Genomic DNA, 16,997 nt, shown 5'->3' with positions numbered 1-16,997 from the left:
CGGCAACATTCCATCAGATCGCAATTCTCGTGTTGACCTGAATCAAGCGGGTTTCGCAGGTTCGGCCCTGACGGCGGCGCCGTTCGGATAGGCAGGCCGGCTTGGCCGTGCACCTTTGATCTTTCGCAAAGGGGGCGGATTTCAATGGCTTAATAATGCTTCTTTAGCTTTCGACCTCGGTGTTCTTGCGAACCGGAGAGGATAATGGACAAGGATCCGTCGTCGCACAAACAAACCGTTGCGATCGGCTATATGTTCGCCGCCGGTATCTTGCTGGTCCTGCTGCAATGGGCATTGGCCACCTACAACACCGTTGAGAGCATCTCCTACAGCCAGTTCGAGCAGCTCATCACGGACGGCAAGGTCGCGGAGGTATCGGTCGGACAGGACCTGATTCAGGGCAAGCTGAGAGAGAACGAAAGGCTGGCGAGCGGCAAGACCGCCTTCGTCACCGCGCGCGTCGATCTGCCCCTTGCCGAGAAGCTGCAAGGCAAAGGCGTAACCGTCACGGGCGTGCCGTCGGGCGGTCTATTCCAGACGATCCTGTCCTGGATCGTGCCCGCACTGATGTTCTATCTGATCTGGGTATTCCTGGGCCGCCGCATCATGGAGCGACAAGGCCTCGGGGGCATGATGTCGATCGGCAAGTCGCGCGCCAAGGTCTATGTCGAGACCGATACCAAGGTCACCTTCGCCGACGTCGCCGGGGTCGAGGAGGCGAAGTTCGAGCTACAGGAGGTGGTTTCCTTCCTGAAAGATCCGAAGAGCTACGGCCGATTAGGTGCCCATGTGCCGAAGGGTATCCTGCTGGTCGGGCCGCCCGGCACCGGCAAAACGCTGCTCGCGCGGGCGGTCGCCGGCGAGGCCGGGGTGCCGTTCTTCTCGATCTCGGGCTCCGAAGTCGTTGAAATGTTCGTCGGCGTTGGTGCCGCACGCGTGCGCGACCTGTTCGAGCAGGCGCGCCAGGCCGCGCCGTGCATCATCTTCATCGACGAGCTCGATGCGCTCGGTCGCAGCCGCATGCCCGGCGCTTTCGGCGGTTATGCCGAAAAGGAGCAGACGCTGAACCAGCTGCTTGCCGAGCTCGATGGTTTCGACCCGAGCACCGGCGTCATCCTGCTTGCGGCGACCAACCGGCCGGAAGTGCTCGATCCGGCGCTGCTGCGCGCTGGCCGCTTCGACCGCCAGGTGCTGGTCGATCGCCCGGACAAGAGCGGCCGCGTCGCGATCCTGAAGGTGCACGCGCGAAAGATCAGGATCGGCAAGGACGTCGATCTCGACAAGATCGCGGGCCTTACCGCCGGCTTCACCGGCGCCGACATCGCCAATCTCATCAACGAGGCGGCGATTGCCGCAACCCGGCGCAGGGCCGAAGAAGTCTCCTTCGACGACTTCACGTCGGCGATCGAGCGGATCGTGGCCGGCATCGAGAAGAAGAGCAGGGTGCTGAGCCGGAACGAACGTCGGCGTGTCGCCTACCATGAAATGGGCCATGCGCTGGTCGCCGCCAACCTGCCGGGTGTCGACCCGGTGCAGAAGGTGTCGATCATTCCGCGCGGCATCGGCGCGCTCGGTTACACCATGCAGCGTCCGACCGAGGACAGGTTCCTGCTCACGGTCGGCGAACTCAAGAACCGCATTGCGGTGTTGATGGGCGGCCGCGCCGCCGAACGCCTGATCTTCGATGGCGATGTGTCGACCGGGGCCGCCGACGATCTGCAGCGCGCCACCGAGATCGCGATCGAGATGGTGACGAAATACGGCATGGATTCAACGGTCGGCCAGAGAACGTATGCGCCGAAGCCCCAGACCTTCATTCCGGCGGCGCAGGATATGGTCGTCAGCGCCGCGGAAGCAACCGGACGCGAGATCGATCTCGCGGTCCGCAATCTGGTCGAGGCGGCTGATGCTGCGGCACGTCAGATCCTGCAGGAGCGCCGGGCCGAGCTCGAAGCCGGCGTCGAGCTGTTGATCGCCAACGAGAGCCTGACCGCGGAGCAGTTTGCGCCCTTGCGGGGCAAGAGCTCAGGCGTGAGCAGCGAAGCGGCCTGACACAGCTTTCGAGAGATTTGCCGAAGGTCCCGAAGTCCCGCGCTGCGGGCCTTCTTCATTTGGGGGTCAGCGCGATCGCGCCGGGCATCCGGGTGAGCCTGGACGTGATGCGAGCACAACCTCGGCCCTGGTGGCCTCGACCCATCAGAACACAAAACAAGAGAGGCGGCCGCGAGACCGCCTCTCTGGTTAGCTGCCACCTGCCGATTGTTTATCGGCAAAGACGGCGCAGACCATCTGGCCCGATGAACGTCGTACCTGGCACGCACCGGTAGCCGTAGTATCCGTCATTGTAGGCGTACCGGTCATAGCCGAAGGGCGCGGCGGCGATGGCGCCGGCGGTTCCGATGGCACCGCCGACGATACTGGCGGCTACGTCACCGGGCCAGAATCCGTTGCCGTGATGATACACATGGCCCCTGTGTTGTTTCACGCTGGGCGATCTCGCAACGGGATCCTGCGCGAGAGCCGGGGCGGCGACAGCGGTTGTCAGGACTGCGGCTGCGGTCAAGAGTTTCAGGTTCATTCGCTTTCTCCGTTGTCGTCTTGCGGAGGGCTAACGACGGCCGCATGCGGGCGTTTCGGGAACGGTGCGGGTTTCACCTCAAAGAGTTTTGAGTGCGAGTTCCATTTGCCCCTGCTTCCACCGGCTCAGCTCAGCTCAACTCGGATGTGAATCAGAGGCGCTCCATTTCTCCAGCTCGTCGATGAGCGTGGATAGATATTGCGTCGGCGTGCCTTTGCTCGCCATCAGGTCGCGGCGGAGTTTCAGGCGGCCAAGAAGCAACGCTTTGCGTTCTGGCGTCATCGCTCCGGCGCGGCAAAGCTCCGAAACCACCACGCGCATGCCTTCGACCATGTCGTCCCACTGACGAAGAAGGCGCAGCAGGTTTTCCGCGGTGTCCTTGAGGAGCTGGCGCTCTTCATCGGTCATTGCTGACGGGATCTCCCCAGCATCATTCTGGAGTGGAGGAACTTAGGCCGAGCCCGCCGATTGAACGCCTGACAGCTCGCGGGAGTTCATCATGCTCGATTATCCGAAGCCGCCCTATCCAGAACAGCGACAGCAAATGCCGGGACTGACGTCGAAGATGAATCCACGCCCGGACCATGGCGAAAAGACCTACAAGGGCTCCGGCCGGCTTTCCGGCATGAAAGCGGTGATCACGGGCGGCGACAGCGGGATCGGGCGCGCCGTGGCGATTGCCTATGCTCGCGAGGGTGCAGACGTGCTGATCTCCTATCTTGAAGAGACGGACGACGCTCAGGAAGTGAAGGCGCTGGTCGAGGCCGAACAACGGAAGGCGGTGCTCGTGCCCGGCGATCTGCGCAATCCCGAGCATTGCCGCCTGGTCATCAGGCGCGCTGTCGACGAACTCGGCGGCATCGATATCCTGGTCAATAATGCCGCGCACCAGGCAACGTTCAGGGATATTGCCGAGATCAGCGACGAAGAATGGGAGATGACCTTTGAGGTAAACATCCACGCGATGTTCTACCTTACAAAAGCAGCCGTGCCGCATATGAAGCCGGGCAGCGCGATCATCAACACCGCTTCGGTCAACTCGGATATGCCGAACCCGATACTGCTCGCTTATGCGACGACCAAAGGCGCAATCCAGAACTTTAGCGGCGGTCTTGCCCAGATGCTTGCGGAGAAGGGCATTCGCGTCAATGCCGTCGCCCCCGGTCCGATCTGGACGCCGCTCATTCCCTCCACCATGCCCGAGGACTCGGTGAAGAACTTCGGCAAGCAGGTTCCGATGAAGCGGGCAGGCCAGCCGGCCGAGCTGGCGACGGCTTACGTCATGCTGGCTGACCCGCTCTCAAGCTACACGTCGGGAACAACCGTCGCGGTTACCGGCGGCAAGCCCTTTATTTGAGGCTTCGCGCCGTTCTTCGCCTTGATCGGTGTTGCTTCGGCATATCTGCATTTGCGCGGTTCCAATCCACAGAACCGATAACAATCTCGTTACGCGCTGGACGCGCAAGGCGAATCGAGCGGAGAATATCTGCGCGCTCGAGATGATCGGGCGAGGCAACGCACCTCGCACCTGTTCTCTCAGTAAGGCTCGGTAGCATCACTGGAACTACAATGGTCCGACCGGTTTGTGAAACCGGACCCATGTTCAACATTGCTCGGTGCCGACAATGGATCCAATTAAAGCCCTGATCAGGACCGTGCTGATCATCGTGCCGCTCGGGCTATGCACCCAGAGTGCGATGGGCCGTGACGACGGGCGTTATGCTAACTCGCCGCTCAAATCGTGGTTCGACAGCCTGCGCAGTCAGCTCGGTCCATGCTGCTCGGATGCGGACGGCGTTGCCGTTGCCGATCCCGATTGGGAATCCCAGAATGGGCGGTACCGCGTGCGTCTTGAGGGCCAGTGGATCATCGTGCCCGACGAGGCCGTGATCAAGGAGCCGAATCGCGCCGGCCGAACCATGGTGTGGCCGATCAAGGGATCGCTCGGAATATCAATTCGCTGCTTCATGCCCGGCAGCATGACTTGATACTCTCGATTACTTTGTTCGCAGCGGGTTGACCATGGACCGGCGGCGGGCGAGAGCATCGCCGCGTGGTCAGTGTTACGACTTGCGGCCGCGCTTCTTCGCCGTTCTCTTCTTGGTCGTTCTTTTTGTCGCTCTCTTTTTTGACGTCTTCTTCGGCGGGACTTTCTTTCCCTTCTTGCGCGCCTTTGACAGGCCGATCGCGATGGCCTGCTTGCGACTCTTTACCTTGCCACCCCTTCCTCCCCGACCGCTCTTGGCCGTGCCCTTCTTGTAGCGGCGCATCTCGTTTCCGACTTCGTTACCGGCGCTGGGTGAGTATCTTCGCTTCTTTGCTTTGCGTGCCATAAGTCTTCCCCGGAAAATCAGTAGAACCCGCGGGAACGCACAAGGGTTCCACGCGGTTCCGCACGCACGAGACACGGTAGGTCGATTTGCGCGGGCTCGCGTGGTTCCGCTGACGCGTTCAGCCTATGCGACGCGCGGGCGGCGGGCGGCCCTTCGACCTCTCGCCGGCGGCGTGTGCGCGTTTACGGCCCGTTTGAGCCGCGGCGACCTGCCGATCGAATAGACGTTATCGTTAATAGGAGTCGGCGAGCGCGATCTCTGCTTCGAGCGCTTCAATGCGCTGGGCCGCCTCCGTAGAGCTTAAGCTTCGGCAATATTGCCCGGGCTGGTAGGCCTCCTCGCTCAGGCTCTTCAGCCGCATCGCCTGGGCACGGGTCATCTGCTCGGCCAAGCGGACCTGCACGTTGAATTTACCGTTTGCTCTTATTTCGGGCTCCCTCCGGAAAACGTGACTTGACTATATGTTCTTATTTTGTTCTAAACAGCCATGGACAACAGAATTAATGAAACTCGACGCAAGATCAGTGCCTTAAGGTCGGAGATGCCGCACCTGGAGGCGGACATTCGCGGCTTGGTCAATCGCGGTCTCGACTGCACCGAAAACTCGTTGCGGCTGCTCGGCGCGCGCAAGGAATTGGCGCGCCTCATCGGCGAATGGCAGGCGGCCGGCGGACGCGATCTGTCGCTGCAATCGCAGCAGTCCGGGTCCCGCGCGGCGAAACGGGAAGTCAGGCTGACGCGACCGACGCGTCGCTGAACGTTCGGGTTAGACGAGAGAAGACTACCATGGGACCGAGAGTTCGGATGCTGCGGCTGCATGGCCGCTCGCTCCGCGGTTCGGTTCCGTCCGCATCGAGCGCATTAAGATTGCGTCATGGCGGTTGCGGCTTGGCATTTTCTCACCACGTATTTTTCATGAAGCAATCCGAGATATTCCGCGAAAACGCTGAGAACTGCCTGCATCTTGCCGAGCGCTCAAAGGGGCAGCCGGCCTTCAGGCGCTATCGCCGAATGGCGGAGGCGTGGACGGCGCTCGCGGACGAGCAGGACTGGCTCGACGGAGAAGTTCCGCCGGTGGAGAAGGCCACCGTCCCGGAGGGCCGGCGGGTGTCGTGAGAAGAGCCTTGTGAGCAAGCTCACCGAAGGCGCGCGAGAGTTCGCCGATACTCCGTTGGAGGCTTTCGCTTTCGTTTGATCACGGAGGTCTGCATGAGAGCGCGTCTGGCTCTTCTTTCCCTCATCATTGCGTTCGGTTTTGCCGCCGCGTTTGCGACGTTGACGACGGTGCGGCAGATCAATCTGGCGAACTCCTCGATGTCCTCGCACGCGGCGAAGATCTAGCGGCGAGTCTTCGGCTGCGTCGAAGGCTCGCCCCATCGGAGACATTTGCGCGTGACTACGCAGCTGCCGCGGTTTGCGGCTGTAGATCCCGATCGCATCGATCATTCGTCCGATCGATGTTGGTGCGCCGTCGCAAGCGCACTGACGGGCCTGCCCGGACCCGGATGAACGTGGACTTCTTTTGCCGCAAGCACCTCGCCGCATTCCGAGCACACCATCACCGGATCGAACAGTTTGCCGCACTTCTTGTGCTCATGGAGCAGGGGCCGGCCGCGCTCGTCGGCCATGTGAATGTCGCCCCAGCGTACCATGGCCATGATGATCGGATAGAGATCGAGGCCCTTTTGCGTGAGGATGTATTCGTAGCGTTTCGGCGAGTCCTGATAGGGAACGCGGCGAAGAATGCCGAAGCGGACCAGCTTCTTCAGCCGCTCGGACAGAAGATGTCGCGTGATCTGCAGCGAGGATTGAAAAGCCTCGAAGCGGCGCGTCCGCAGGAAACATTCGCGCAGGATCAACAGGGTCCAGCGGTCGCCGATCACCGCAATCGTGCGGGCCAGCGAGCAGGCTTCATCTTCCAGCGCGCCCCATTTCATGATCCGATCTCCAGCGCACACGATCGTTCTAAAAAAGAACTAAGACGAAGATTCGTGTGCTTAATGAACAAAAGGAATATCATGTGAGCGCCGAATTTGACAGTTCAATTTTAGAACTATAGGCTACGTGCAAATCGCCGCCAGTCGATCGCATCCATTAGCGCGTCGCGACCAGTGCGGCATCGGGAGATCGATCCGGGAGGCTCGCATGTCGAAGAGAAACGCCACCGCCGCGGTGATCGGAGCCGGCGATTACATCGGTGCCGAGATCGCCAAGAAGTTCGCTGCAGAAGGTTTCTCGGTCTTCGCCGGCCGCCGCAACGGCGCCAAGCTCGAGCCGCTGGTGAGGGAGATCGAATCCGCCGGCGGCGAGATCCATGCCCGCTCGCTCGACGCGCGCAACGAAGAGGAGATCATCTCCTTCCTCGACGACGCCGAAGCGCGCGCGCCACTGGAAGTGTGCATCTTCAATGTCGGCGCCAACGTCAACTTCCCGATCCTGGAGACCACCGAACGGGTGTTCCGCAAGGTTTGGGAGATGGCCTGCTATTCCGGCTTTCTGGCCGGGCGCGAGGCGGCGAGGCTGATGCTGCCGCGCGGCCAGGGAAACATCTTCTTCACCGGCGCAACCGCGAGCCTGCGCGGCGGCATCGGCTATGCCGCCTTTGCCAGCGCCAAGTTCGGCTTGCGCGCCGTCGCGCAATCCATGGCGCGCGAGCTCGGGCCAATGAACATCCACGTCGCCCATCTCATCATCGACTCCGGCGTCGATACCGAATGGGTGAGGCAACGGCGGCTCGAAGCGCTCGGGCCGAGCGCGCTCGACAATCCCGACCTCCTGATGCCGCCGGCTTCAGTTGCGAACGCCTACTGGCAACTTTACCAGCAGCCGAAGAGCGCCTGGACATTCGAGATGGAAATCCGGCCCTTCGGAGAGAAATGGTGACCGCGCCCGCAAGCTGCGCTTAAACTGGCTACATCGACAACGCGACCTGGGAGGCTTTCGTGAAAACCGCGATCACCGAATTGTTCGGCATTGAACACCCGATCATCCAGGGTGGCATGCATTACGTCGGCTTTGCCGAACTCGCCGCAGCCGTTTCCAACGCCGGCGGGCTGGGGATCATCACCGGCCTGACCCAGAAGACGCCGGAATTGCTCGCCAAGGAGATCGCGCGCTGCCGCGACATGACCGACAAGCCGTTCGGCGTGAACCTGACCTTTCTGCCGACGTTCGCGGCGCCGCCTTATCCGGAATACATCGCCGCCATCGTGGAAGGTGGCGTCAAGGCCGTCGAAACCGCCGGCCGCAGCCCGGAGCAGTACATGCCGGCGCTCAAGGCTGCTGGTATCAAGGTCATTCACAAGTGCACCTCGGTCAGGCACTCGCTGAAGGCCGAGCGGATCGGCTGCGATGCCGTCAGCGTCGACGGCTTCGAGTGCGGCGGCCATCCCGGCGAGGACGACATTCCGAACATGATCCTGTTGCCGCGCGCCGCCGAGGAACTGAAGATTCCGTTCGTCGCTTCGGGCGGCATGGCCGATGGCCGGAGTCTTGTTGCGGCGCTGGCGCTCGGCGCCGCGGGCATGAACATGGGCACGCGCTTCATCGCGACGAAGGAGGCGCCGGTGCACCAGAACGTCAAGGAGGCGCTGGTGGCGGCAAGCGAGCTCGACACGCGGCTGATCATGCGCACCCTGCGAAACACCGAGCGCGTGCTGATGAACTCGAGCGTCGAGCGGCTGCTCAAGGTCGAGCACGAAAAGGGCGACAAGCTCAAGATCGACGACATCTTTGCCGAAGTTGCGGGCGTCTATCCCAAGGTCATGACCGAAGGTCTGATGGATGCCGGCGCCTGGAGCTGCGGCATGGTGGCCGGCCTCATTCACGATATTCCGACGGTTAAGGAGCTGATCGACCGCATCATGGCCCAGGCGGAGGACATCATCCGCAACCGCCTCATGGGTTTCCTCGAGGGCACCAGCACGCGCAAGGTCGCCTGAGCGGGGTGTTGGTTAACGGCTTGGCGGTCCGGTAACCCTGCCGGAAGGAGTCGCTGGAATTGTCGGGCAGGCCTCCTAGATAAGGGGAAGCAGTCCCTTTAGTGGTATTTCAGGAGGCCTGCGATGGTCCTGAAAAGCGCTTCCGCCGCCATTGTCTTCGCCGTGCTCGCTTGGGGCGGCGTGGCGGCTGCGGCCGACTACCGTCCCGACGAGTACCTCGGCCTTGACCTCTCGAAGGCCCTGTTGTCGCCCAAGCGGCTCGGGCCGCCAGCCCAATTCGCACCCGTTCCGGTCGAGGCCAGGGCTGATTCCAGGGTCACGACCGACGCCCAGCCACGCGTCGAACCGAAGGATGCGCCCAGGAAGATGGTCAACGAGCGGGTGAGGGGTGCCGATGGACTGAAGATGGCTCGACCGGAAAGTCGGCGCGGGAGCGCCCGGACCAAGCTTGCACATCGGCACAGCAATCCGCTGGACGCCCGGGCGATGGATACGCGCGTCCAGGTCTGGCCGTGCAGGTCGGGCGGCATCTGCAGCTGGAAACGATAAGCCCGCCGGCATGAGGCGGCGCCTAACGCGCTACGGCGCCCTCAGTCCGATTCCCGCCGCGCACCTGGCTGTCGTGGCCATGCACGCGTGCTATCCCACGTGACGAAGACCGATGCGGCTACCGCGATCTTGAATGGCCGTCACCGCAGGAAGCCATCCCCGCCGTCCTTTCTTATCTCATCACCCAAGAACCAGTTCGCACGGTCCTGCCAGTGCGCATCGGCGGATCGAAGCGCCAAGAGGAGTTACCCATGGAGAATCTGCAGACCCAGGGCATCAGCCTGCCGCGGCTCGGGCTTGGTACATTTCGCCTGCAGGGCGATGCCTGCCGCGCCGCCGTCGAAAGCGCGCTTTCTCTCGGCTATCGCCACATCGACACTGCGGAGATGTATGGCAACGAGGAATCGATCGGTGCGGCTGTCGCCGCGTCCCGTCTGCCACGCAAGGATCTCCACGTCACGACCAAGGTTTGGCATGAGAACCTTGCACCCGATGCCATCCGCCGCGCCTTCGATGCCAGCCTGAAGAAAATCGGGCTCGATCATGTCGATCTTTATCTCGTGCACTGGCCGTCGCCGAACATGACCCTGCCGGCGATCTTCGAGACCTTGATGAAGCTGAAGGAGGAGGGACGCACCCGCGCCATCGGGGTCGCCAACTTCACCACCGCGCTGCTCAAGACGGTGGTCGAGGACATCCGGGCGCCGATCGCCTGCAACCAGATCGAGTATCACGTGATGCTCGATCAATCGAAGGTCATCGAATATCTCGCGGCAAAATCGATTCCGCTCGTGGCCTATTGCCCGCTGGCCCAGGGGCGCGTGGCGTCCGACGAGACGCTGATCGCGATTGGTCGCAGGCACAATGCCAGCCCGGCGCAGGTGGCGTTGAAATGGCTGCTGGATCAGCCGGGTGTCGCCGCCATTCCGAAGGCCTCCCTGCGGGAGAGCCAGCAGGCCAACCTGGATGCGGTGAAGCTTGCACTCGATGACGAAGACAGAAAGAAAATCGCGGCCTTGCCCAAGCACATGCGTTGCGTGAATCCCGGCTTTGCGCCGACCTGGGATTGATCGCGGCACACGCTTGCAGCAAACGCGAAGCGTTTGCGAGAAGGCTTGCCGAATTGGCTGGGCGCAAAGGAGGATTAACCCGCGCTTTCAGGTGCTGGCGCCGCTGCATCGATGCTGGATCGGTGCCGGCTGGCCGGAGCTCACGAATTTGCCGTTCTTGATCGAGTATTCGCCATTCTTGTTGTGATTGTAGATCGCCCGCATGGAGCCGTCGGGCTGCTTGACCAGTCCGAACTCGCGCGTCTGGTGAAATGACGGAAAGAACACGAGCAGATTGAGAACGCCCTCGGAGGTGGTTGAAGCGCCGACCACCTCGTTCTCGTCGGCAGTGTCGCCGAAGTCGCGCCGGTACATCACCCGACCGTCCTGCCTGATCTCGTAGCTGAGCACCGCACCTTTTTCACGGTCGGGCGGCAGTGAGCAATCGCGCGACCATGAGCCGATAAGACCCCAGCCGAGTACCGTCTTCACCAATGTCTTGGTGTGGGCAGGGGGCACCAGCCCCAAGCAAAGCAGCATGGCCATCGTCAGTGTGTGCAATGGCCGTTTCATTCTTCTTCATCCTTAACAGTCCTTGCAGCACTATGGCATTTCGCACTGCACAGCCATCTTAGAAGCGGCCTCAACGGGCCATTTGATCCGCATCAATGCGGAGGTGTGACGGCTAGCGACGATGGTAATGTTGGGAGGCTGAAGTGATGGACAGAACTGAATCTAGGCTCGACGAGGTTGCTGCCTTTGCGGCGGGAGCTATGCCGGGGAGCGACTTTGCGCTGCCCTATTCGGAGAGCGAATTCCTTAACCAGCTCGGCGAGCGGGTACGCGCATCGCGCATGCGTTGCGACATGTCGCGCCGGGAGCTCGCCCGCAAGTCGGGGATTTCCGAACGCTACATCGCGCAGATCGAGGCCGGCAAAGGTAACGTATCGATCGTTCTTCTGCTGCGGCTTGCTTTTGCCATCCGCGGCGGCCAGCCACACGCCGCCTGAAATCCAGTCATTGAAGGAAATCGCCTTGGGGCGGGTGCTTGCCGCCAAGGTCCCCGTGCGCCTTCCGAAATTCCGGTTCCAGAATTGGCGCGTGGCGCGAGCCTCAGGTGGTCGCGCGCGGGGCCTCTACGTTCGCAATTCGCGTCGGCACGCCGAACTCCCTGCGGCAGACTTCGGCGAGCGCGGCAACGCCTTCCCGGATCTCCTGGTGTGAGGGGCTGGCAAAGCACAGCCGCAACCGGCTGTGGGAATAACTACGGTTTGTCGACCATTCCGGGCCCGGATTAATCGAGACGCCGGCCGCGAGCGCGGCCTGATAGAGTTTTTGCGTGTCGACATTGTCGGGTAATTTCACCCAAAGGAAAATGCCGCCCTTGGGCTCGTCGAACTCTGCAGCTGTTCCGAATTGCTCGTTGAGCGCTTCCATCAGGGTATCTAGCTTCGTGCGCAGCGCGCGCGTCAGCGCCGGAACGTGGGTGGCGAAATGTGCGTCGCAGTATTCGGCGAGCACCATCTGCTCGAGCGCGCCCGAGCCGGCATCGGTCTTCAGCGCGAGCATCCGCGACATCACCTCCCAGGGCGCGACGATGAAGCCGACGCGAAGGGCAGGGGCGATCGACTTGGAGAACGAGCCGATGTGAATGACGCCGCCGGTCCTGCTCATGGCGTAGATCGCAGGCGGCCGCTTTGCGTCCCACACGAGATCGGCGTAGCAATCGTCCTCGAAGATCGGCACCTCGTGTTGCGCCGAGAGGCGGAGCATCTCCTCGCGGCGGCTCTCCGGCATGATGGTCCCGGTCGGGTTCTGCACCGTCGGAATCGTGTAGATGTATTTCGGCCGGATGCCGCGGCTCTTGAGGTCGGACAACGCTGCTGCCAGCGCGTCCATGCGCATGCCATCGCGATCGAGGGGAATGCCGATCGCGTTCACGCCGAGCCGGGTCAGGCGGTTCAGGGAGCCCTGATAGGTCTCCTGCTCGATCAGCACGGTATCGCCGCGTGAAAGCAGCGTGTGATTGACGAGATCGAGCGCCTGCAAGGAGCCCGAGACGAGCAGGAGATCGTCGGCCGAGCTTTCAATGCCGGCGTCGCGCTTCAGCTTCTTCGTCAGGAATTCGCGCAGCGGGCGGTAGCCCTGCGGACCATGGGCGAGATTGTACGTCGCCAGCGCCTTGCCCTCGCGCCGCAGCACGGCGGTCACCGCGTCGATCAGGCCGTCGACCGGCACCTCGTCGGGATCGTTGTTGCCGCCGACGAAGCTGTATTTTGCAAGCCCGGTCCAGCGCGCGGCCGCGGCGGGCAGGTCTGGCGGCAAGAGCTTCGTGAAATCGAACGCTGCGGAAGTCATTGGGCCGTGTCCCTCAATTTTGTTATGGTTGCGCAGCTCGGTGCTTGGCGCCGCCGTGCTAGTTCTTGCCGATTGACCTCGTCGGCCGGCCCTGGCTGATGAAGGCATAATGGGCATTGGCGACGCCGCCCACCATCAGCGCCTCGACCACCGGCTCGGCGATCTCTCCAGTAGCGCCCCAGTCGACGATGAAGTTCGCGCCGGTGCCGCCACGCACGTCGTCCGTGGGAATGAAGATCTCGATGGTCGCGAACGGCTTCAGCGCCACTGGCGCTTTCAGATAGCTGTCCACCATCTTGCCTGCGGTGTCGAAATAGGCGATCCGCTTCACGACCAGCGGCCTGGTTTCCGAGGCATTGTGCACGCTGAGCGTCACCGAGAAGTCGACGCGCAGCTTGCCATGACTCATCGACACGCTGGAATAGGCCGGCACGTAGAACCCGCCTGTAACGGTCAGATTCTCGCTCGGCATGGCGGTCAGGGAATTGGCGAATTTCTGCTCGATCGGGCCCGTGCCCTGCGCGAGCGCCGGCTGGGCGAGTGTTGTGGACAACAGGCTTGCAGCCAAGATGGCGATTCGGATGTGACACATTGCTCGTTTGCCTCCTAGCGCCCCGCCGTTACGGTGCAACCAGGGGATTGGTCGGACATGCATGAGCTCATTGGCAATATCACCCTCTCTATCCTGTTTGCCTGGCTGCTCGGGCTGTTGGCCCATTTCTCGCGGCAGCCGCTGATCCTCGCCTACCTTATCGCCGGCTTTTGTATAGGTCCATTCGGCACCGGCTGGGTCAAGTCGCAGGAATCGATCAACGTCATCTCCGAGCTCGGCCTGATCTTCATGCTGTTCATGATCGGGCTCGAGATCGACCTGAAGAAAATCGTGCGCGCCGGTCCGGTGATCCTGTTTGCGGCGGGCGGCCAGCTCCTCGGCGGCTCCGTGCTTGGCATTCTGTTCTTCGTCGCCCTCGGGCTGTCGCTCGGCGGCGGCGCCTTTGACGCGCTCTATCTCTGCGTCGCCTGCGCGCTGTCGAGCACCGTCATCATCGTCAAGGTGCTCTACGAGAAGCGCGAACTGGACACGCTGCCCGGTCGCGTCACGCTCGGCATTCTGGTGCTGCAGGATGTCTTCGCCATCCTGTTCCTGGCCGTGCAGCCGAGCCTGGCCGACCTCAAGCTCACCGTGATCCTGTTCTCGATCGCTCGCGTCGGCGTCCTGGTTGCTACCGCTCTGGTGATCAGCCGCTACATCCTTCCGTGGCTGTTTCACCACATCGCGCGCCGCCCTGAACTTGTGCTGCTGGGGGCGCTGGCCTGGTGCTTCCTGATCGGGGAGGTCGCCGAAAGGCTGTCGCTGTCGCGCGAGATGGGCTCGCTGGTCGCCGGAGTATCGCTCTCGACCTTCCCTTACGCGCTCGACGTCACCGCCAAGCTCACAACCCTGCGCGACTTCTTCATCACGCTGTTCTTCGTCGCGCTCGGCATGACGATCCCGGTGCCCAACATGTCGGTGATCGGGCTCGCGCTCACGATCGCCCTGTTCACGGTGGTGAGCCGCGTCCTGACCACCTTCACGCCGCTCTACCTGATGAAGCAGGGCCTGCGCGCCAGCCTTCTGCCGGCAATCAACCTCGCCCAGATCAGCGAGTTTTCGCTGGTCGTTATCCAGACCGGCGCCATCGCCGGGCACATCAAGCCCGAGACCGCGAGCGCGGCTTCCTTCGCGTTCGTCGTGCTCGCCGTCTTGAGCACCTTCGTGATGGTGCGCAGCGACGAACTCACCAGGCGAGCGATCGGCCCCTTGAAGCGGCTCGGCCTGCGTGATCTCGATCACCGCCATGGTGAGGGGGAGGAGGGCCACGGCGGAGGGCATGGCGAGGTGCGCCGGATCGTCGTTCTCGGCTTTTTCCGTGCGGCGAGCGCCCTGCTGGCGGAAATCGAGCGGCAGAATCCGCTCCTGCTTGACCAGATCACGGTGGTTGATTTCAACCCGCAAGTATACCAGACCCTGCTTTCGCGCGGTCAGCATGTGATTTACGGCGATATCAGCAATGTCGACACCTTGCTCCACGCCGGCGTCGGCAAGGCCGAGATCGTAATCCTGAGCGTTCCGGACGCGCTCCTGAAAGGGGCCACCAACGAGAAGCTGGTCCGGCATATCCGCGCCCTGAACTCCAGCGCCAGGATCGTCGCCACCGCCGATCTTCTGTCCGACGTCCCCGAGCTCTACGCGGCCGGCGCCGACTACGTCACGGTTACGCGACTGAGCGACGCCCATGAGCTTTTTGCGGTGATCGAAGCGGCCGATGCGGGGCTCCTCGAGGACAAGCGCGCCGAGCTGGACGCCGTTCTCAGCGAACGGCGCGAGGTGTTGCCTTGAGCCGAGCGCCTCGAGCAACTCGACCTTGACGCGTTTGTCCGCGCGATGCAGCATGCGGGAGTTCTCAGGGCAGGGTGAAACTCCCTACCGGCGGTATGCAGCCGATGCTGCGAGCCCGCGAGCGCCTTCCACTGGAAGGGTCTAGCAGATCAGGTGCGATGCCTGAGCCGACGGTTAAAGTCCGGATGAAAGAGAACGCGCGAGCCGGCCCGCTGATGCGGCGTCGGCGCGCACGTGATCGCCTTGGGTGACGTGTCGTTTACCGGAAAGGAGATCACCGTGACACACACCCGCTACGCGTTCGTCAAAGCCAACCGGAATGCTGATATTGCCAGCAGTTCCTTGGACGGCTTTTCGCAGTTGATCCCGGTGCAGCAGGTCGACGTGTTCGATGCGTCAGGCGCCGATGTTCTTGCCCGCGACCGCGACAAGCACAGGCTTGTCGCCATGGCGACGGCAGGCTGCCAATCCATCAACCTGACCGGGACGGGCTGACCAGGTACCACTCTGGCACGCCTTCCAATGCTGCCCTGCAGCCGACGAAGGCGAACGGGGCCACGTTCGTTTTCTCCCGCCCGTCGTGTCGATGCCGGCATATCCGCTTCTTACGCCCCTCATTGGAGGCCGGGCGGACATGGCCAATTCACAACCGCACGGACTAGCGCGCAGTGCGAAGTCCGGCTAATCCTCCCCTCAACAAGTGAGATCTGGAAATGCCCAATACCGTTCAGGAAGTACTTCAAGCCTTTGCCAAGGGCGAACTCGTGGTCGTCACCGACGACGAGGACCGTGAAGGCGAGGGCGATCTGATCGTCGCGGCCTCGCTCTGCACCGCCGAGAAGATGGCGTTCATCATCCGGCACACCTCGGGCATCGTCTGCGCGCCGATCAGCACCGAGGATGCGCGTCGGCTGCGACTGGACCCCATGGTCGCCCACAACGAGTCGGCGCATACCACGGCGTTTACCGTATCGATCGACTACAAGCCGGACGGCGGCACCGGCATCTCGGCGGAGGAGCGCGCGTCCTGCTGCCGCGCGCTTGCCAACCCCAATGTCGGCGCCGCCGATTTCGCGCGGCCGGGCCACGTGTTCCCGCTGATCGCCAAGGACGGCGGCGTGCTTCTGCGCTCGGGTCATACCGAGGCGGCGGTCGATCTGTGCAAGCTGGCCGGCCTTCCCCCCGTCGGCGTGATCAGCGAGCTCATGAACGACGACGGCTCGGTGATGAAGGGCGAGCAGGTAGCGCGGTTCGCCAAGCAGCACAATCTCAAGCACGTCACCATCGCCGACATGATCGCTTATCGCCAGGCTCGCGAGAAGCTGATCGAGCGGGTCGCAACGTTCACCACCGACAGCCCGATCGGGCCGCTCCAGGGATATGCCTATCGCTCTCCGTTCGACTCCATCGCCCATGTCGCCTTCGTCTATAACGGCGTGGGCGACGGCAAGAACGTGCTGACGCGGTTTCACAAGCCCAACATCGTTAAGGAGATATTCTCCGGGCCGAAGCGCATCCAGGCCGTGCTCGGTCATTTCAAGAAGGAAGGGCGCGGCGTATTGGTTTATCTGCGCGACGGCGCAGCCGGCGTTCCGGTTGAACCGTTGCCGAACGAAGGAACGGCGGAAGCCGACCGCCACAGGCAGTGGCGCGAGGTCGGCGTCGGCGCCCAGATCCTGCGTGATCTCGGCATCACCTCGATCCGACATCTCACCTCGTCGGTGCACGAGTACAAGGGCCTGTCCGGGTTCGGCATCGAGATCGTGGCGACCGAAAACCTTGAAATCTAGCGTCGTGGTTTGACGGACG

21 protein-coding genes, 1 pseudogene and 1 riboswitch are annotated in these 16,997 nt (G+C 62.5%); of the genes and pseudogenes, 14 read left to right on the top strand and 8 right to left on the bottom strand.

Features of this window, described 5'->3' with window-relative positions:
- The first annotated feature begins 204 nt into the window (after window positions 1-204).
- Window positions 205-2,052, top strand: a complete 1,848-nt coding sequence (gene ftsH / locus HY852_RS02140) for an ATP-dependent zinc metalloprotease FtsH (protein WP_291602247.1) — start codon at window positions 205-207, stop codon at window positions 2,050-2,052.
- Window positions 2,053-2,263: 211 nt separating this feature from the next.
- Here ftsH and HY852_RS02135 read toward each other — a convergent pair whose 3' ends face one another.
- Together HY852_RS02135 and HY852_RS02130 are read right to left on the bottom strand one after the other, a co-directional pair.
- Complete coding sequence (locus HY852_RS02135; protein ID WP_291602244.1) at window positions 2,264-2,578, bottom strand: hypothetical protein; 315 nt, start codon at window positions 2,576-2,578, stop codon at window positions 2,264-2,266.
- Window positions 2,579-2,713: 135 nt separating this feature from the next.
- On the bottom strand, window positions 2,714-2,986 hold the full coding sequence (locus tag HY852_RS02130) for a hypothetical protein (RefSeq protein WP_291602242.1): 273 nt from the start codon (window positions 2,984-2,986) through the stop codon (window positions 2,714-2,716).
- Window positions 2,987-3,077: 91 nt separating this feature from the next.
- On the opposite strand from HY852_RS02130, the gene HY852_RS02125 reads away from it, so the two are divergent.
- Window positions 3,078-3,935: an SDR family oxidoreductase gene (locus tag HY852_RS02125; protein WP_291602240.1), complete on the top strand. Its 858-nt coding sequence runs from the start codon at window positions 3,078-3,080 to the stop codon at window positions 3,933-3,935.
- A gap of 268 nt (window positions 3,936-4,203) precedes the next feature.
- Complete coding sequence (locus HY852_RS02120) at window positions 4,204-4,566, top strand: hypothetical protein (protein ID WP_291602239.1); 363 nt, start codon at window positions 4,204-4,206, stop codon at window positions 4,564-4,566.
- Window positions 4,567-4,641: 75 nt separating this feature from the next.
- Here HY852_RS02120 and HY852_RS02115 read toward each other — a convergent pair whose 3' ends face one another.
- Both HY852_RS02115 and HY852_RS02110 read right to left on the bottom strand, forming a co-directional pair.
- Window positions 4,642-4,911, bottom strand: coding sequence for a DUF6496 domain-containing protein (locus tag HY852_RS02115; RefSeq protein WP_291602237.1), 270 nt, complete (start codon window positions 4,909-4,911; stop codon window positions 4,642-4,644).
- 232 nt (window positions 4,912-5,143) lie between these two features.
- The gene (locus tag HY852_RS02110; protein WP_291602234.1) at window positions 5,144-5,314 is read right to left on the bottom strand and encodes a DUF3072 domain-containing protein; all 171 of its coding nucleotides are present in this window, start codon (window positions 5,312-5,314) and stop codon (window positions 5,144-5,146) included.
- 138 nt (window positions 5,315-5,452) lie between these two features.
- On the opposite strand from HY852_RS02110, the gene HY852_RS02105 reads away from it, so the two are divergent.
- The 3 genes from HY852_RS02105 (at window position 5,453) to HY852_RS02095 (ending at window position 6,252) form a co-directional block, all read left to right on the top strand.
- A complete protein-coding gene (locus HY852_RS02105) occupies window positions 5,453-5,668 on the top strand; it encodes a hypothetical protein (protein ID WP_291602232.1) in 216 nt (71 codons plus the stop codon).
- 158 nt (window positions 5,669-5,826) lie between these two features.
- Entirely contained in the window at window positions 5,827-6,027 is a 201-nt protein-coding gene (locus HY852_RS02100; protein WP_291602401.1) for a hypothetical protein, read from the top strand.
- A gap of 93 nt (window positions 6,028-6,120) precedes the next feature.
- Window positions 6,121-6,252 (top strand): hypothetical protein, encoded by a 132-nt coding sequence (locus tag HY852_RS02095; RefSeq protein WP_291602230.1) that lies wholly within the window; start codon window positions 6,121-6,123, stop codon window positions 6,250-6,252.
- A gap of 101 nt (window positions 6,253-6,353) precedes the next feature.
- Here HY852_RS02095 and HY852_RS02090 read toward each other — a convergent pair whose 3' ends face one another.
- Entirely contained in the window at window positions 6,354-6,848 is a 495-nt protein-coding gene (locus HY852_RS02090; RefSeq protein WP_291602229.1) for a helix-turn-helix domain-containing protein, read from the bottom strand.
- A gap of 208 nt (window positions 6,849-7,056) precedes the next feature.
- Between HY852_RS02090 and HY852_RS02085 the strand changes: the two genes are divergently transcribed.
- The 4 genes from HY852_RS02085 (at window position 7,057) to HY852_RS02070 (ending at window position 10,471) form a co-directional block, all read left to right on the top strand.
- A complete protein-coding gene (locus HY852_RS02085; protein ID WP_291602226.1) occupies window positions 7,057-7,794 on the top strand; it encodes an SDR family oxidoreductase in 738 nt (245 codons plus the stop codon).
- A gap of 59 nt (window positions 7,795-7,853) precedes the next feature.
- Entirely contained in the window at window positions 7,854-8,852 is a 999-nt protein-coding gene (locus tag HY852_RS02080) for a nitronate monooxygenase family protein (RefSeq protein WP_291602225.1), read from the top strand.
- Between the two features lie 123 nt (window positions 8,853-8,975).
- Complete coding sequence (locus tag HY852_RS02075; RefSeq protein ID WP_291602223.1) at window positions 8,976-9,401, top strand: hypothetical protein; 426 nt, start codon at window positions 8,976-8,978, stop codon at window positions 9,399-9,401.
- A gap of 251 nt (window positions 9,402-9,652) precedes the next feature.
- A complete protein-coding gene (locus tag HY852_RS02070) occupies window positions 9,653-10,471 on the top strand; it encodes an aldo/keto reductase (protein WP_291602221.1) in 819 nt (272 codons plus the stop codon).
- A gap of 87 nt (window positions 10,472-10,558) precedes the next feature.
- On the opposite strand, the gene HY852_RS02065 is transcribed toward HY852_RS02070, so the two are convergent.
- On the bottom strand, window positions 10,559-11,023 hold the full coding sequence (locus HY852_RS02065; RefSeq protein ID WP_291602218.1) for a hypothetical protein: 465 nt from the start codon (window positions 11,021-11,023) through the stop codon (window positions 10,559-10,561).
- A 146-nt stretch (window positions 11,024-11,169) separates the two neighbouring features.
- Between HY852_RS02065 and HY852_RS02060 the strand changes: the two genes are divergently transcribed.
- Complete coding sequence (locus HY852_RS02060) at window positions 11,170-11,460, top strand: helix-turn-helix domain-containing protein (RefSeq protein WP_291602216.1); 291 nt, start codon at window positions 11,170-11,172, stop codon at window positions 11,458-11,460.
- Between the two features lie 103 nt (window positions 11,461-11,563).
- Here the strand turns inward: HY852_RS02060 and HY852_RS02055 are convergent, their stop codons facing one another.
- Window positions 11,564-12,808, bottom strand: a complete 1,245-nt coding sequence (locus tag HY852_RS02055) for a PLP-dependent aminotransferase family protein (RefSeq protein ID WP_291602214.1) — start codon at window positions 12,806-12,808, stop codon at window positions 11,564-11,566.
- Window positions 12,809-12,866: 58 nt separating this feature from the next.
- A complete protein-coding gene (locus HY852_RS02050) occupies window positions 12,867-13,400 on the bottom strand; it encodes a DUF3124 domain-containing protein (RefSeq protein WP_291602211.1) in 534 nt (177 codons plus the stop codon).
- Between the two features lie 57 nt (window positions 13,401-13,457).
- Between HY852_RS02050 and HY852_RS02045 the strand changes: the two genes are divergently transcribed.
- The 3 genes and pseudogenes from HY852_RS02045 (at window position 13,458) to ribB (ending at window position 16,978) form a co-directional block, all read left to right on the top strand.
- A complete protein-coding gene (locus tag HY852_RS02045) occupies window positions 13,458-15,188 on the top strand; it encodes a cation:proton antiporter (protein WP_291602210.1) in 1,731 nt (576 codons plus the stop codon).
- A 56-nt stretch (window positions 15,189-15,244) separates the two neighbouring features.
- Window positions 15,245-15,389: riboswitch (FMN riboswitch) on the top strand.
- A gap of 78 nt (window positions 15,390-15,467) precedes the next feature.
- Window positions 15,468-15,611, top strand: a pseudogene (locus tag HY852_RS02040) (6,7-dimethyl-8-ribityllumazine synthase); the annotation flags it as partial.
- 290 nt (window positions 15,612-15,901) lie between these two features.
- Window positions 15,902-16,978, top strand: coding sequence for a 3,4-dihydroxy-2-butanone-4-phosphate synthase (gene ribB, locus HY852_RS02035; protein WP_291602207.1), 1,077 nt, complete (start codon window positions 15,902-15,904; stop codon window positions 16,976-16,978).
- Window positions 16,979-16,997 lie beyond the last annotated feature (19 nt).

This window comes from Bradyrhizobium sp., from assembly GCF_016213215.1.
In the GTDB taxonomy this organism is placed as follows: domain Bacteria; phylum Pseudomonadota; class Alphaproteobacteria; order Rhizobiales; family Xanthobacteraceae; genus Bradyrhizobium.
This window is presented reverse-complemented; position numbering and strand designations above follow the sequence as displayed.

Excerpts from the sequence above, each read along its gene's own strand:
- ftsH (WP_291602247.1), top strand. The coding sequence starts at position 205 with ATGGACAAGGATCCGTCGTCGCACAAACAAACCGTTGCGATCGGCTAT.
- HY852_RS02135 (WP_291602244.1), bottom strand. The coding sequence starts at position 2,578 with ATGAACCTGAAACTCTTGACCGCAGCCGCAGTCCTGACAACCGCTGTC.
- HY852_RS02130 (WP_291602242.1), bottom strand. The coding sequence starts at position 2,986 with ATGACCGATGAAGAGCGCCAGCTCCTCAAGGACACCGCGGAAAACCTG.
- HY852_RS02125 (WP_291602240.1), top strand. The coding sequence starts at position 3,078 with ATGCTCGATTATCCGAAGCCGCCCTATCCAGAACAGCGACAGCAAATG.
- HY852_RS02120 (WP_291602239.1), top strand. The coding sequence starts at position 4,204 with ATGGATCCAATTAAAGCCCTGATCAGGACCGTGCTGATCATCGTGCCG.
- HY852_RS02115 (WP_291602237.1), bottom strand. The coding sequence starts at position 4,911 with ATGGCACGCAAAGCAAAGAAGCGAAGATACTCACCCAGCGCCGGTAAC.
- HY852_RS02105 (WP_291602232.1), top strand. The coding sequence starts at position 5,453 with ATGCCGCACCTGGAGGCGGACATTCGCGGCTTGGTCAATCGCGGTCTC.
- HY852_RS02100 (WP_291602401.1), top strand. The coding sequence starts at position 5,827 with ATGAAGCAATCCGAGATATTCCGCGAAAACGCTGAGAACTGCCTGCAT.
- HY852_RS02095 (WP_291602230.1), top strand. The coding sequence starts at position 6,121 with ATGAGAGCGCGTCTGGCTCTTCTTTCCCTCATCATTGCGTTCGGTTTT.
- HY852_RS02090 (WP_291602229.1), bottom strand. The coding sequence starts at position 6,848 with ATGAAATGGGGCGCGCTGGAAGATGAAGCCTGCTCGCTGGCCCGCACG.
- HY852_RS02085 (WP_291602226.1), top strand. The coding sequence starts at position 7,057 with ATGTCGAAGAGAAACGCCACCGCCGCGGTGATCGGAGCCGGCGATTAC.
- HY852_RS02075 (WP_291602223.1), top strand. The coding sequence starts at position 8,976 with ATGGTCCTGAAAAGCGCTTCCGCCGCCATTGTCTTCGCCGTGCTCGCT.
- HY852_RS02070 (WP_291602221.1), top strand. The coding sequence starts at position 9,653 with ATGGAGAATCTGCAGACCCAGGGCATCAGCCTGCCGCGGCTCGGGCTT.
- HY852_RS02065 (WP_291602218.1), bottom strand. The coding sequence starts at position 11,023 with ATGAAACGGCCATTGCACACACTGACGATGGCCATGCTGCTTTGCTTG.
- HY852_RS02060 (WP_291602216.1), top strand. The coding sequence starts at position 11,170 with ATGGACAGAACTGAATCTAGGCTCGACGAGGTTGCTGCCTTTGCGGCG.
- HY852_RS02055 (WP_291602214.1), bottom strand. The coding sequence starts at position 12,808 with ATGACTTCCGCAGCGTTCGATTTCACGAAGCTCTTGCCGCCAGACCTG.
- HY852_RS02050 (WP_291602211.1), bottom strand. The coding sequence starts at position 13,400 with ATGTGTCACATCCGAATCGCCATCTTGGCTGCAAGCCTGTTGTCCACA.
- HY852_RS02045 (WP_291602210.1), top strand. The coding sequence starts at position 13,458 with ATGCATGAGCTCATTGGCAATATCACCCTCTCTATCCTGTTTGCCTGG.
- ribB (WP_291602207.1), top strand. The coding sequence starts at position 15,902 with ATGCCCAATACCGTTCAGGAAGTACTTCAAGCCTTTGCCAAGGGCGAA.